This window comes from Flavobacterium frigidum, from assembly GCF_048286795.2.
In genome coordinates this window covers 1-15,445 of record NZ_JBLVPT020000003.1, presented here as the reverse complement: position 1 = coordinate 15,445, position 15,445 = coordinate 1, and the positions used below count along the sequence as shown (strand labels likewise).

Annotated in this window: 7 protein-coding genes; all 7 read left to right on the top strand. The window is 33.4% G+C overall.

All coding sequences use genetic code 11. The annotated features are described in order from the left end of the window. The first annotated feature begins 177 nt into the window (after positions 1-177). A complete protein-coding gene (locus ACNQGB_RS05265; protein ID WP_417945165.1) occupies positions 178-2,130 on the top strand; it encodes a PKD domain-containing protein in 1,953 nt (650 codons plus the stop codon). A 145-nt stretch (positions 2,131-2,275) separates the two neighbouring features. Beyond that, positions 2,276-4,900, top strand: a complete 2,625-nt coding sequence (locus tag ACNQGB_RS05260; RefSeq protein WP_417945166.1) for a CHAT domain-containing protein — start codon at positions 2,276-2,278, stop codon at positions 4,898-4,900. Beyond that, a complete protein-coding gene (locus ACNQGB_RS05255; protein WP_417945167.1) occupies positions 4,897-5,337 on the top strand; it encodes a retropepsin-like aspartic protease in 441 nt (146 codons plus the stop codon). The genes ACNQGB_RS05260 and ACNQGB_RS05255 overlap by 4 nt, the downstream gene beginning before the upstream one ends. A 52-nt stretch (positions 5,338-5,389) precedes the next feature. Then, on the top strand, positions 5,390-6,901 hold the full coding sequence (locus tag ACNQGB_RS05250; protein ID WP_417945169.1) for a T9SS type A sorting domain-containing protein: 1,512 nt from the start codon (positions 5,390-5,392) through the stop codon (positions 6,899-6,901). A gap of 724 nt (positions 6,902-7,625) precedes the next feature. Beyond that, positions 7,626-8,321, top strand: a complete 696-nt coding sequence (locus tag ACNQGB_RS05245; protein ID WP_417945170.1) for a LytR/AlgR family response regulator transcription factor — start codon at positions 7,626-7,628, stop codon at positions 8,319-8,321. A 3-nt stretch (positions 8,322-8,324) separates the two neighbouring features. Further along, a complete protein-coding gene (locus ACNQGB_RS05240; protein ID WP_417945172.1) occupies positions 8,325-11,150 on the top strand; it encodes a sensor histidine kinase in 2,826 nt (941 codons plus the stop codon). A gap of 108 nt (positions 11,151-11,258) precedes the next feature. Next, positions 11,259-14,951: an Ig-like domain-containing protein gene (locus ACNQGB_RS05235; protein ID WP_417945173.1), complete on the top strand. Its 3,693-nt coding sequence runs from the start codon at positions 11,259-11,261 to the stop codon at positions 14,949-14,951. Positions 14,952-15,445 lie beyond the last annotated feature (494 nt).

Below are 15,445 nucleotides of genomic sequence, written 5' to 3'. Positions count from 1 at the left end.
GATTTGCTCACCACTTTTTTTTACATTTAAAAGATTTTTAACAGTCACCAATGCCAATTTAAACCAAATAAGTTAGTTCTTAGGAGCTAATCCTGCTATCCGTTGCAATCTTTTTATTCGCCAAAAAGGCCAATAAAAAGGATTTCCACTGCTATCAGGGCTAAAAAAAACCAGAATATGAAACCACTTTTAGTATTCGCCGTTTGCCTTTGGTCAATGCTGTTGTTTTCGCAAACAAAAGTTAAAGATACGGTCACCCGAAGAGCTTCTATTAATTACAATCAAAAAGGGAATCTCGTTTCTTTCAAACCAGAAACTCCGCCACTTATCCCTATTGCTGGCGCACCTAAACCCAGTTATTCCTATTTATGGGAATTAGGAGATGGTCATTACAGCAAAGACGCCGAACCCAAACACACCTACAAAAAAAAAGGAACCTATACTTCCCGATTGACCGTAACTAACAATTATGACAACGGAAAACCACCAGCAACCAGGCCTAAAAAAGTCGTTGTAAATGAAATAGATACTGATACCTATAAAAATATTGCATCTATAGAAGAACAAAATGGGTTTGCAATTCAAAAAAATAGAGATCCAATACCGGAGCAAGAAATCGTGGTAATTGTGAGTTATCAAAATATGGAAAACTATGTTTCTAATGGTAAACTCTATCTTTTTTACAATGAAAAACAATTCAAAAACAATAATTTTGAATTGGTTGACTTCAGGACACATTCCGGTGAACGAGAAATCAAAGAAAATTCGATTGTATCTCTAAACGACTTAGACAATTCAGATTCCTATTTGGCTTCCGACTCTCCTTTGGCTCCAGCCAAAAAACACAAAAACACTTCATCAGAAGAAGACTTAGATGCAAGTTTAAAAATAGCAAACGAAACCTATAAAAATGTTTCTATTCTAGAATTTGACGATTGCGATCCTAGTGAAACCCGCAATGTTTTTTATACTTTCCAAACTACTCCAGAAATGATTAAAGATACTAGTGCAACGATTACCATGCGCGGTATATTTGTCCCCAATCGAAGCTTTAAAAACCACAAGATTAAAAATCTGGAGATGGAAATTGTAACTTCTCACGATCCAAATAAGATGGGCTCCAACGGAAGCTTTATGAATTATAGATTGGTCCGCTTTAAAAGGGTGAATTTTAAAACTCGTTTTCAAAATAACGGTGAAGGGCCCGCAAGAATGATCCGACTTGAAACCGATATTCCGATTATGCTAGACAAGAAAACTTTTCAAATAGAGGATATGTATCCCAAATGCCCTATTTGTCCCAAAGACGAAATACCAACCGTGAGCTGCTTGGATACAATCATAAAACAAAACCAAATCATTTTCACTTTCAAAAACATTTATCTTCCAGGCAGCAACCAAAAAAATGTCAAAGAAATTGACAGCACCAAAGGATTTGTCAAATACTCGATGAAGTTCAGTGAAGATTTTCACAAAATAAAAACCAAAAGTAGAACCGCAATTATTTTTGATAAGAACGATCCTATCCTAACCAATTATGCTACCACTCGATTCCTTCCGGGAATTTCTGTAGGGATTAAAACAGGATATAACTGGTATCCCAGTTTAGAAAATTCTAAAAGTTATTTTATGGGCACAACGGTTTCGCCTTTTAAATCCTACAGATATTACTGGCAAGCAGAATTTTTAAATAGCCTAAATACGTACTCTAATACAACTGTAAAACAAGAAGAAATTGTAGTGACGCCAAACGGAGTCAGACAATTGCAACGCACTACCACAAATACAAGTAACGAAAACGTTAATTGGGAAGTTCCTATATTGCTGCGCTACAACATCAACAATTACATTGGCGTTGGTGCAGGAGTACAAGCCAATATTAATGCTTCTGCCAAACAAAATACAAACCAAAAAATAGAAAACTACGAAGGCATTACCGATAAATTTTTGATCAGCACTCGTTCAGAATCTTCAGCTTCTTCTCAATCTTTTACTAGTATTAAAAGTGGTCTCATCTTAGACTTAACCCTTGGAGCTGCTAGAATTGGTCCAAGTTTAGGCGCAAGATATGTTATAAACTTTAAAGAAAATTTTAGTTATTTTCAGTTGTATGGGATTTGGAAATTTTAGAAAAAAACTAATTAGCGGTAAGGATTCTCACTGATTTTTTACGTTACGATCTTTAAAATCTAAGGTGATAATTAAGTGCGATTACGAAATTATCACACTATTATACTCCCAAAAGTCAACACTTAAATGACCTTACATTCCTTATATGGTTAAAAATATTTTTCTTCTTCTACTGTTTACCACGCTAACTATTTTTGGACAAAAACCAAATACAGTAGAAGATAGGATATACAATGCCCTTGATGCGTTTACCGCAAATCCTACTGAAGAAAATTTAAATACATTAGAAACGTTTCATAAAAGCATCTCAACTGTGCTCGATGCGACATCTAACAAAAATACTCTCTTGGCTTACGTTGTTCTAAATTGCAACAAAGCCTACTATGAAAATCAATTTGGCAAAACCAATCAAGCTATTTCCAGTTATGAAAAAGCCTTAGAAGTTTTTCAAAAAAATAAATTAACAAATTACGATATTGTTGAGTTTTGCTTGAAACCATTGGGGAATTTATATACCATTGTAGGCGATTACGACAATGCAGAAAGTACTATTAAACAATACTTCTATCTTGCATCTAATGCTAAAAATCAGCAACAGAAATTAGCAGCAATTTTAAATTTATCTAATGTGTATCAAAGTTCTGGGCGAAGTTTATTAGCAATAGAATTACTTGAAAAAACGATTCAAACAGAGCGATTATCAAACATTCAAAAAGGAATTCTACTGAATAATTTGGGCAATAATTATGTATGGAGCTATAAACACTCTAATTCATCTAAACCAATTCCTAGTATTTTCAACAAAATAGAAAAAACCTATTTTGCTGCAATCCAATTGTTGCAATTTGAAAAATCGCAATCTGAAACACTTGCAAATTGTTATCGAAACTTAGCTGCATTGAATTTGCAATGGCGAAAAATCGAGTTGGCTAATTCCTATTTTAAAAAAGCTAACAACTATTTTTCTGAAATCCCCAATGTATCTCCTCAAAAACTAGCCAAATTCAGATACGAAGAAGCTAATTTGTTATTGGAACAAAAAAAATATGGTGAAGCGACCGAAATTATTTCTGATGTTTTCAAGATATTAATTCCTAATTATTCTAACCGAATAAGCATTTTACCCAACTCAAAATCCCTTTATGCCGAAACAATTTTATTGGACGCACTTGATTTGCAGGCGGTTATTTTTTTAGAACAAAATCAACCCAAAAAAGCCTTACAAGCTTATGCACATTCGTTTCAAATCGAAGATTTGTTTGCCAACTTACTCGTTTATGAAAACTCTAAAATTATTAGCCAAATTCGCATTAGAAATCGTACCGAAAAATGCCTTTCTATATACGAGGCTCTGTACCAAAAAGAAAATAAAATCGCCTATATAGAAAAGGCTTTCCAACTTGCGGAACGAACCAAATCTGGAGTTTTAAGAAATTTTCTTTCTAATAAAAAAATAGCTTCTAGAGAAGAAAAATTACAATTGGAACAATTACAAAATTGGAATAATACCATTCTAAAAGAACAACAAAAAGGAGATATGGCAAACGTATCGCAAATAAACGCAACCTTAAAAAACCAAAACGAATTAATGCTTTCGCTAAAAAAAATCAGAAGCAAAAATCAAAGTAGTAGTGAAGAAAACATCGATTTGAAAAGCTTGTATTTGAAACTAAAAAAAGACAAGGCTGCACTGATAGAATATTTTTCGGGATATAATAAAATGTATTCCTTTACTATACTTGATAATACAATTTCCCTAAACTCATTTAGCAATTCTGCTGAAACGAGTGTAAAAATCATGCAATTTATCGACTATTTTAACAATGCTAATTCTATTACAAATGATATTGCAGGCTATAATCATTATGGAAATAGTACTTATAAATTATTAAAATTACCTAGAAATACGATTGCGGAGAACCTCATCATTATACCTGATGGCATTTTGAATTTTCTACCTTTTGAAGCGTTGATAACAAAAGAATCTTCAACGACAAATTTTGCTAAAATGCATTATTTACTCCATGATTTCAAGATTGGGTATACTAATTCGGCCACATTTTATTTAAATGAGAAACCAATTCAACAGCAAGAAAAAACTGTTTTGGGTATGTTTCCCATCTTTGAGAAAACTAATTATACTTTGACCTATTCTAAAAAAGAATTGCAATCGATAAAAAATAATTTTAAAGGCAAGTACTTTCAAAACTCCACAGCTACATTCAAAAACTTTAAAGAAAATGCTGGTAGTTATTCCATTTTACATTTGTCTACCCATGCATCTTCGGGAGATACTGAAACTCCTGCCAGTATAAAATTTTACGATCAGGAAATCTTATATTCGGAGTTGTATACTTTAAATATCAATCCTGATTTAGTTGTTTTAAGCGCTTGCGAAACGGGAATTGGAAAACTATACAAATCAGAAGGTGCTATGAGCATTGCCAGAGGATTTCAATTTGCAGGAGCTCAAAACTTGTTATTCTCGCTCTGGAAAGTAAACGATTATACAACCGCTTTATTTATGGACAAATTTTATCACTATATCCATAACGGCAACTCCTATTTAGAGGCAAATCACCAGTCTAAACTAGATTTTTTAGCCGATAAAAACATATCAAACACGAAGAAATCACCCTATTATTGGAGCGCTTTTGTGTATTACGGCGCATTGACAAATAAGACTGAAAGTACAAATTATATCTTTTACGGAATTGGAATGTTGCTACTGATTGGCTTATTTTTGTTTTACAACAAGCTCCAAAAATGAAAAACCTCCAAAATATTCTTAAAAAAGAAAACTACAAAATAATAAAATTCAAGATTACCAAGACACAACATCTTTTGATAAAAGCAAAAATCAATGGTGTAGCAGGGAATTTCATTCTGGATACAGGAGCTTCAAATAGCTGCGTGGGATTTGAGAGTGTCAATTTATTTGCATTAGAAGCCAAAAAATCAAAGACTAAGGCTGCAGGAGCAGGAGCCACGGGAATGTTTACACAATTGGCTTTAAAAAATAAATTGCAACTGGGTTCTTGGAAAGATTCTAATTTTGAACTCGTTATTTTTGATTTATCACATGTAAATGAAGCGCTAACGCAACACAAAGCAAAACCCGTTCATGGAATCATTGGCGCCGATATTTTGATGAAAGGAAAAGGAATCATTGACTACTTTAACAATTGCTTATATTTGCTAAAATAATTTATCTTAAAAATCATACAATTGTTCTCATTCTTATAACAACCATTCACTTATGAAGAAAATTTTACTTTCCCTTTTTTTATTCACGTCATTAAGTTTTTATGCTCAAGTTGCTAATTTGACGAATTGTGCTGGCAATAAAATTTTTAACTTAATACAAAACTACACTTTACTAATTGGGAATTTAAACCCTAATCAGACTACAGTAACCTACCATCTTACAGCCGCAGATGCCTCAAGCGGTACGAATGCAATCTCTAACCCTACCAGTTTTACAATTACTGTTACTCCAGCTAACGGAGTAATTTCACAAACCATTTATGCAAGAATTAATAATCTTGGCAACAGTACCACAAATTACTTTAATTTGATAGTAAACACCGCTCTAATCCCTACTGCTTCGATCGTTAAACAAATAGATTGTACAAGCAAAGGTATTGTAACAGTTACAGCATCTGGTGGCACTGCTCCATACACGTATTCTAAAAATGGAAGTGCATTTACACCAAATAATGTTTTTGATAATTTAGTTGCTGGTGCCTACGCTTTCGATGTAAAAGATGCCATTGGTTGTGTAAATACATCTAGTATTGTCATAACTATTGATCAACCTACTCCTCTTGTGATCGTTGCTGCTAAAATCGACGTAAATTGTTACGGCAACGCTGATGGCTCTGTGACAGTATTTACTGCTGGAGGCTCTATTCCTTATAGGTATTCATTAATTAATGGACCTAGCCAAAACGGTTCTATGTTTACAGGTTTACCAGCTGGAACGTATGTCATAACCGTAACAGATTCTAATAATTGCATGGCTACTATTACAACAACTGTAACAGGACCAAGTCCTTTAACAGTCACAACTGTGAGCAACAATCAATCTGTAACTGCTACTGGATCTGGCGGAACACCACCTTATTTATATTCAATAGATAATGGACGGACTTTCACAGCTAATGCTACCTTTAATAATCTAGCTCCAGGAAATTACCTTGTTTCTACAAGAGATTATAATGGATGTATAACCCAAAATGCAATTGTTGTAAATACGCCTTCACCTTTAATAAATGGACAAACCAAATTAACTATAGAATTTAAGGCTGGTCAAACACTGGCTGATCTTGTCATTGAAGGTCAAAATATTAAATGGTATTTGAATCAGAATCCATTGGCTGGAAAAACAAATAAAACAAGTGAAGCTCCTTTGCCATTAACTACTGTCATTGTAGATGGAACCACCTATTATGCCTCACAAACCATCAATGGAATTGAAAGTATAGAAAGACTCGCGGTAACTGTAAAATCAGGCACATTAGGAATAGATGAATTGGCATTCAAAAACTTTTCTTATTATCCAAATCCCGTGAAAAACGGTATTACAATTTCAAATGATTCCGTTATTGACGAAGTTACTTTTATCTCTGTTAAAGGGGAAACGCTTTTAACCAAGAAACTAAATAGTTTAAGTACTGAAATTGATACATCTAATTTATCTACAGGCGTTTATTTTTTAAAAGTAAAATCAGGTGAAATTAAAAAAACAGTAAAAATCATAAAAAATTAACTCGTTACAAAGCATCAAAAAACCCGACTTGTTAACTCAAGTCGGGTTTTCTTTTATTTGGAAAAATTATATTCTTTGTTTGTAAAACTCCAATGCTTTTTTATGATTGTTGTACATCAATAATTCTAATGAATTTTTCTAACATTTTTCTTCTACTATTAATCCAAACAAATTTATTCTTTGATCAGTTTTTGGACAACTACTTTTTCGTCAATACTTGTTAGAACGATATAAACTCCTTTTGAAAGTTCATTAGTTTGAAGTATTGCAGTAAATCTCCAATATATTCCCATACTAATTTTGAACTTTACAGCATTTTATTTCAGTCTTGACAAATTCCTACGCATTTAAATAGGCATAGGTATCAATGATTAGTATCTGCACTTTTATTAGTGTCGATTTCTTTATATGATTTGTATTCTTTTTGTTTTAATTTGACTAAAATCAAACTCCAAACAGCCTTGTTAACATAGATAGAACTTCCTGATTTTAGTACTTCAAAAACAACTTTTGTTAGTTACTTTCTGAAGTACAAATGAAACTACTATTTCAATTCAAAACTTACCAAATCGTTTTTAATAACTCATAATATTTAAAAGGCTTAACCATACAATTTCTAAAATACAATTTTAGCTATTAACTGTGAACCGCTTTTTGAGTAACCCTCAAAAAAAATGCTAAAGAGATGATTTCCTAATCACTTTTTTTTATATTTAGGGAATATATGACACGAATAAAAACCATACTTGTAGATGACGAAATCCTAAATCTAAAAAATTTAGAAATAATCTTGATTGAAAATTTCCCAGAAATACAAATTCTAGGATTATTTCAAACTACTGAGGATGCAAAGTTATTTTTAGAGAACAATCCTATTCAAGTACTATTTTTAGACATATCAATGCCGATAGAGAATGGATTCGATTTGTTAGCTCATTTTCCTGTGAGAAACTTTCAGGTAATATTTGTCACCGCACACGAAGACTTTGCAATAAATGCCATTCGTGTTGGAGCCTTAGATTATATTTTGAAACCCATACTTATTTCAGAATTAAAGATTGCTATTGCAAAAGTATCTGAAATATATAAACCTGACATCGCGAATAAACTAACACTAACTTACGAAGGCGGAAAATCTATTTTAGATTTTGATGAAATCTTGTATCTAAAAGGTTTCGATAATATCACGACAATATATCTCACTAAAAAAAGAAAACTAACCGTTGCCAAAACCTTAAAGCATTTTGAAAGCATTTTAAAAAATGACTTTTTTAGAATTCATAAGTCCTTTATTGTGAATCTAAAATTTGTTTCTAAAACAGTATCCAAAGAAGCTTATTTTTTGGAATTAAATGAAGGAACACAATTGCCTGTTTCGAGAAGAAATTACAAAACATTAAATGATTTTTTAAAAAAATAATTAATGAAAAGTGTATTTTTAATAGTATTTACAACAATTTTTTCATCCTTTTCCTATGCTCAAATTCAATATAAATTCAACCATTTTACTACTGATGATGGCTTGCCAACCAATTCTATTTATTGTATCACCGAAAATAAAAACGGAGAAATTATTTTAGGTACAGACAATGGCTTGACTTTCTTTGACGGAAATAATTTCAAAACATTGAATGTAAAAGACGGATTAATAAATCCTTATATTGTAGCTGTTAACGTGGACAAAAAAGGAGTTCTTTGGTTTATTAATTATGGAGCAAAACTTCAAAAATATGAGAATAATAAGATTCAAAACACGAGTGTATTTTCAGAATACCACACCCAAATTATAGAGACTGAGGACAAGTTTTTTCTTTACACTTTGCAAAACAGATATACCAATAAATGTTACGCATACAGCGAAGTAAGCAAAAGTGACTGGAGAATTTCAAAATCTAAAAATTCTAAAATTTCAAAAAAAATAGCTCCTCCCATATTAGTTCAAAACAAGAAAGAAATTCAAGTTATAGGCAATCATTTAATTTATAAAAAATATAAAGTACCAATACCTAATGAAGTCAGATTTATACATAAAGTAGTTTTTACAAAAAGTGAGGTTTGGGTCCTAGATGAAAATTTTCTTTTTTTGATAGATTATAAGGGAGTAGTGATAAAAAAAATAAAACTACCCCAATCTCTTTCTGTAAATCCAATTTACAAAAATGACTTTATTGTAGATCTTCAAAACAATTGTTGGTTAAGCATTCAGAGTAAAGGACTTTTCATTTTAAATAACAAATACTGGAGTTCTATTAGTGAGAATTTAGGACTGAACACAACTGAAAATATTAATTTTTTGTATTGCGACAGAAAAGGAAAAATATGGATTGCGACCAATGAAAATGGGCTTTTTTGCATTCCAAATACTTTAATAAAAACTTTTCGATTTAAGAATAAAGAAAATTATTTTAACGGATTTGCCCATTCAAAGGATAAAAAATCATTGTTTGTTTCTTCAAAATTTAGATTGTATTCGTATAAAAACGAGACATTAAATCTGTTACAGAACTCATCCTTAGAAATTAGAATTGGCAACTATAACAATGTCCCCATTTTATACCTACCCCTACAAGAGCCCATACATTGGGATAAAAAATTACAGTTATTAAAAGTTACTGGTAAACTACTTTTAAAAAATGAACGAGAAAAGCATTATGTTTTTGCAGGAAATTCATCCATAAACATTTTACTAAAAGGGAAATTTGATTATAAATCCATCAGTTCAAAAATTCAAAAAAAAGAGAAAATAAAACAAATTATTTTATATCAAAATGAGTACTATTTTAACAATTCCGAAAAAATAAATATTAGAACTTTTGATGACAATTTTATTTCTGTAAAAAGGGATTTAAAATTTAAAATCAAAGGATACATCGAAGATTTTATTTTTATAAAAGACACCATGTGGATTGCTGCAAACAATAGTATTTACAAGGTTTACAATGAAAAAATTGTAGGTAGGATTACCCAAATCAACAATATGAATATCGATGTAATTCATAAAATAAAACCTATTGGTGAGGCTGTTTATTTATGTGCTAATAATGGTTTGTTTAAAATAAGTGCAAATGGAAATCAGGTTTTAAATAAACACAATTTTTTGCCTAATAACGATGTATACAATGTAGCCCTTTTTAATAATGAATTATTAGTTGCCACAAAAGATGGGTTAGGAAAAATAAACAACGTGTCACTTCAAAAAAAATCAGACAAACCAATATTTGATGTGTTTTATTATGAATCAAAAGTTAAGAAATTAGAAATACCTGCTGATCAAAATTTAGTCAAGATAAAACTGGTAATTCAAAATTACAATTCCCCTAAAAATCAAATAATTCAATATAAAATAAACACCACTGCATGGACAAATTCACAAAGCACGACTGTTGATTTCCAATCGCTTTCGTATGGGCAAAACACACTGATTTTTCGAGTAAAGGACGTCAATTCAGATTGGGCGACTAATAAAATTGAGATCCATAGAGCTTTTCCTTTCTATCTGAAATGGTGGTTTATTCTTATAGCTAACATACTCGTTTTGGGGCTCATGTATTTTATTTATCGCTATCAAATTGCAAAGATCAAGCGCAAGAAACAGCAAGAAATTATAACTAATAACAAAGTTGCAGAATTGCGTCAAAGTGCACTTTCGGCAATGATGAATCCGCATTTTGTATTTAACTCCCTTAATGCAATCCAATATTTTGTAAATAGCAATCAAAAAGAAAAAAGTAGTGAGTATTTAGGAAAACTGGCGCGACTGGTTCGGTTGTTTTTATCACACGCCTCAGAACCTTTTATTAGTTTAGAGGACGAAATCAAACGACTAAAAATTTATTTAGAACTAGAAAAAGTACGATTCAATAATTTTGATTTTGATTTCAATATTGATGATCAAATTGATATTTATCAAACTAAAATACCAAATATGATTGTGCAACCTTTCATAGAAAATGCCATTCTTCACGGTGTTTCACATTTAAAGGAAAATGACGGAAAGATCGATATAAACATTTACTTAAAAAAAGATGTGCTAACCATAGCGGTTATTGATAACGGTTTTGGGATAATCCACACTAAGCCAAATAATGTAAGTCACATTTCAAAAGGGATATTAATTATTAAGGAAAGAATGGAAATTTTACAACGATCCTATCCCGAAAAAACATTCTCAATTATACAACAAGATGCCTTTCCTAATGCCATTCGTAAAGGTCATAAAGTGGTACTTGTAGTAACAATTCTACAATAGAAATACTTTTTTTTACCGTTGCCTAAATGAAACCTACCGTATTCTAAAGGGTTTTGGTTTGTATATATAGTTTCCCATAGTTTTATTAGATATATAAATCTAGAAACTATGAAGAAAACTATACTCCTTATTTTTTTACTCCTTTTTGCAGTAAACGGAAATGCACAATGCTGGAAAGTTATCTCAACGGGGTATCAAAATACCCTTGCAATAAAACAAGACGGAACTTTATGGGCATGGGGGCGTGATTTTTTAACAGGCGGAGCAGGTGATGTTTCTACCCCTGTACAAATTGGGACTGGTACAAATTGGAAAGCCGTTTCGGCGGGATCTATTCACGCATTAGCTATAAAAACAGATGGCACTTTGTGGGCTTGGGGACTAAGCTCGGACGGTTCATTTGGAAGCGGAATTGCAGGTGATTTTTCTATATTGCCTAAACAAATTGGCATGCAATCGGATTGGTTAACAATTGCAGCAGGAACCAAGGTATCTACGGCAATAAAAACAGATGGCACCTTATGGTCTTGGGGTTACAATGCTGTTGGTCAGGTTGGAGATGGAACGACAGTAACCAAACTAATTCCCACACAAATTGGTACAGATACAAATTGGTCTTCTATATCATTACATGTTTCCAATTATACCTACAGTTCTACTTTAGCATTAAAAACAGATGGCACTTTATGGGCTTGGGGTACAAATAATGATGGGCAATTAGGTGATGGAACATTTGTGCAAAAAAACGCACCGGTACAAATAGGTACAGATACCAATTGGAGTTCAATTGACACAGGGGAATCTCATTCGCTAGCAATAAAAACTAATGGCACATTATGGGCTTGGGGCAAAAATCAGTATGGGGAACTTGGTGACGGAACTACTGTTAAAAAAAATGTTCCAACCCAAATAGGCACGTCAACACTTTGGACTTCTGTTCGAGGAGGCACAGGTTTTTCTGTTGGTACACAAACTGGCGGATTATTATTGGCGTGGGGAGTTAATAGTAGCGGGCAATTGGGAAATGGTACTTTGACAATACAAACAACACCTTTGTTATCAACTACTTCAGCACAAACTGTGTCGGTTGGATCAAGTCATTCCTTTATACAAAACGCTACTGGCACTTATTCTTGGGGCTATAACGCATATGGTGTTCTTGGCGATGGTACTACAGCAAATAAAAACATACCAACGCTAATAAATTGCCCAACATCGCGACCACAAGCAATAGCTCAAACTTATTGTAGTAGCGCAACAGTAGCGAATCTAGTTGCGACAGGAACGGCACTACAATGGTATGCAAACGCAACATTAGGTACGGCTTTGGCAGGAGCTGCACCATTAGCGACAGGAACGTATTATGTGTCGCAAACAGAGAACGGTTTCGAGAGTTTAAGAACTGCAGTAGCAGTTACAGTGAGTACTACTCCACCACCAACAGCACCAACTTCTGCTGCACAAACATTTTGTAGTGGAGCAACTATTGCAAATTTGACAGCTACAGGAACTACACTGCAATGGTATACAAGTCTAGTTGAAAAAACAGCGTTGCCTACAACAACAGCTCTGGCAACAGGCACTTATTTTGTAAGTGAATTATTAAACGGTTGCGAAAGCACAAGAACAGCGGTTTCGGTTACTATAAATACCACACCAGTTCCAGCGGTTGCTGCACAAGCATTTTGTGTTTCAGGAACGGTAGCTAATTTAGTTGCAACAGGAACTGACCTACAATGGTATTCAAACCCAACGGGAGGTACTGTTTTAGCGGGAACAACTGTATTAGCGACAGGAACGTACTATGTATCGCAAACTTTAAACGATTGCGAAAGTGCAAGAACAGCGGTAGCGGTTACAATAAATACCACTCCAGCTCCAACGGTTGCAGCACAAACATTTTGCAATTCAGGAACGATAGCTAGCTTAACATTTACAGAAACTATTGGAGCAACAATTCAATGGTATTCAACTTCAAGAAGTACAACGCCTTTAGTTGCAACAACAGCATTATCTACAGGAACGTATTATGTATCACAAACGATAAGCGGGTGCGAAAGTGCTAGAATAGCGGTATCTGTAACTATAAATAGCACTCCTGCTTCAACTGCTGCTGCGCAAACATTTTGTAATTCAGGAACTGTAGCCAATTTAGTTGCAACAGGAATTACCATAAAATGGTATATGAATCCTACAGGTGGAACTGCTCTATCAACAACAACAGCATTAATTACCAGAACTTATTATACAACACAAACTTTAAACGGATGTGAAAGTTCTAGAACTGCGGTAACGGTTACAATAACTTCAACGCCTGCTATTACATATACAACTCCAAACACTTATTCAGTTGGAACAATCATAAGTCCACTAACACCAGTTAATACGGGTTGCCCAATACCTATTAGCAAAGTAAGTACATTTGCAGGAAGTGGAGCAATAGGAGCTACAGACGGCACAGCAGCAAGCGCTAGTTTTTACCGTCCTTCTGGCGTTACCGTAGATGCTACAGGAAATATATATGTAGCAGATACTTACAATCAAAAAATTCGTAAAATAACTCCCGCTGGAGTTGTTTCTACCTTTGCGGGTAATGGATCAGCGGGTGCAACAGACGGCCCAGCTGCAACCGCTAGTTTTTACGGCCCTTCTGGCATTACCATAGATGCTACAGGAAATATATATGTAGCAGATATAGGTAGTCGCAAAATCCGTAAAATTACACCAACTGGAATTGTTTCTACCATAGCGGGTAGTGGATTGGCGGGTTCTAATGACGGCCTTGCTGCAAACGCTAGTTTTTACGGATGTTCTGGCGTTACCGTAGATGATACAGGAAATATATATGTAGCAGATAGTTTCAATAACAAAATTCGTAAAATTACACCCGCTGGAGTTGTTTCTACATTTGCTGGTGATGGGTCAACGGGTGCAACAGACGGCCCAGCTGCGACCGCTAGTTTTTCAGACCCTTCTGGCGTTACCATAGATGGTACTGGAATTATATATGTAGCAGATTCAGGTAATACTAAAATTCGAAAAATTACACCTGCTGGTGTTGTTTCTACCGTTGCTGGTAGTGGAGTACTAGGTTATACTAACGGCCCAGCTGCAACCGCTGGTTTTAACCAACCCTCAGGTGTTGCCATAGATGCTAAAGGAAATATATATGTAGCAGATCATTTCAATCAAAGTATTCGTAAAATTACACCAGCTGGAATTGTTTCTACCGTTGCTGGTAATAATGGAGTACCAGGTTCTACTGATGGCTCACTTGCAATTGCTTCTTTTTATTTTCCTAAAGGAGTTGCATTAGATTCTTCAGGAAATATATATGTAGCCGATCGTCAAAATAACAAAATACGAAAAATTACACTTACAGGTTATGAAATTTTGCCAAATTTACCAGCAGGTTTAAGTTTTGACTCTACAACAGGAATAATAAGTGGCACCCCAACAGGTACATCGCCAGCAACTAACTATGTGATAACTGCACATACTATGGGCGGTACCACTAATTCAACTGTAAATATAAGTGTAGGTACTTTGAGTACTAGTAGTTTTGTGGTAAAAAACAACCTAAAAATTTACCCAAATCCTACCACAAACAATGTCACTATCGAGCTAAACAACTTGAACAATGCTAATTTGCAAGTGTCAGACATTAACGGTAGAATACTATTAAATCAAAAACTAGACAACACTACTGTTATTGATGTTTCTGGTTTTCCATCAGCTACCTATTTATTTAAAGTAAATTCTGATCAAGGAACTCTCACGAGCAAGGTTATTAAAAAGTAAAAACCTATAACTTAAAGCCACCTTAAATTTCATGTTTTTATTTTTAGAAGTAAGGAATTAGAAATATTACACGAGGAAATATTGGTTATAATTTTAAAAAAATGAAAGATGCAAAATTTAAAAAAAATAGGGCACAATTTTATTAATAAACTTTGGGCATTAATTACTAGATAAAAGATTAAAAAAGTAAAAACAAAAATCCCAACCGAATTTGCAAAATCATATCCTGATGCTAATTTTGAAATCATCAAATAAGACAGTTATCTAGATTATATTTTCTAAAACAACACCCCTTTCTACCGTTACCTAAATGAAACCTACCGTATTCTAAATAGTTTTGGTTTGTATATCCTGTAAACCATAGTTTTATTTAATACAAAACCCACTAGTGTCCACTAAAAAATAAAACAAGTTCTTTGAAATTATTGTAAATCTGTATTTTAAGAGTCATTTTTGAGCGTGACGATTTGAAATGATTATTATGTTCGTAAATC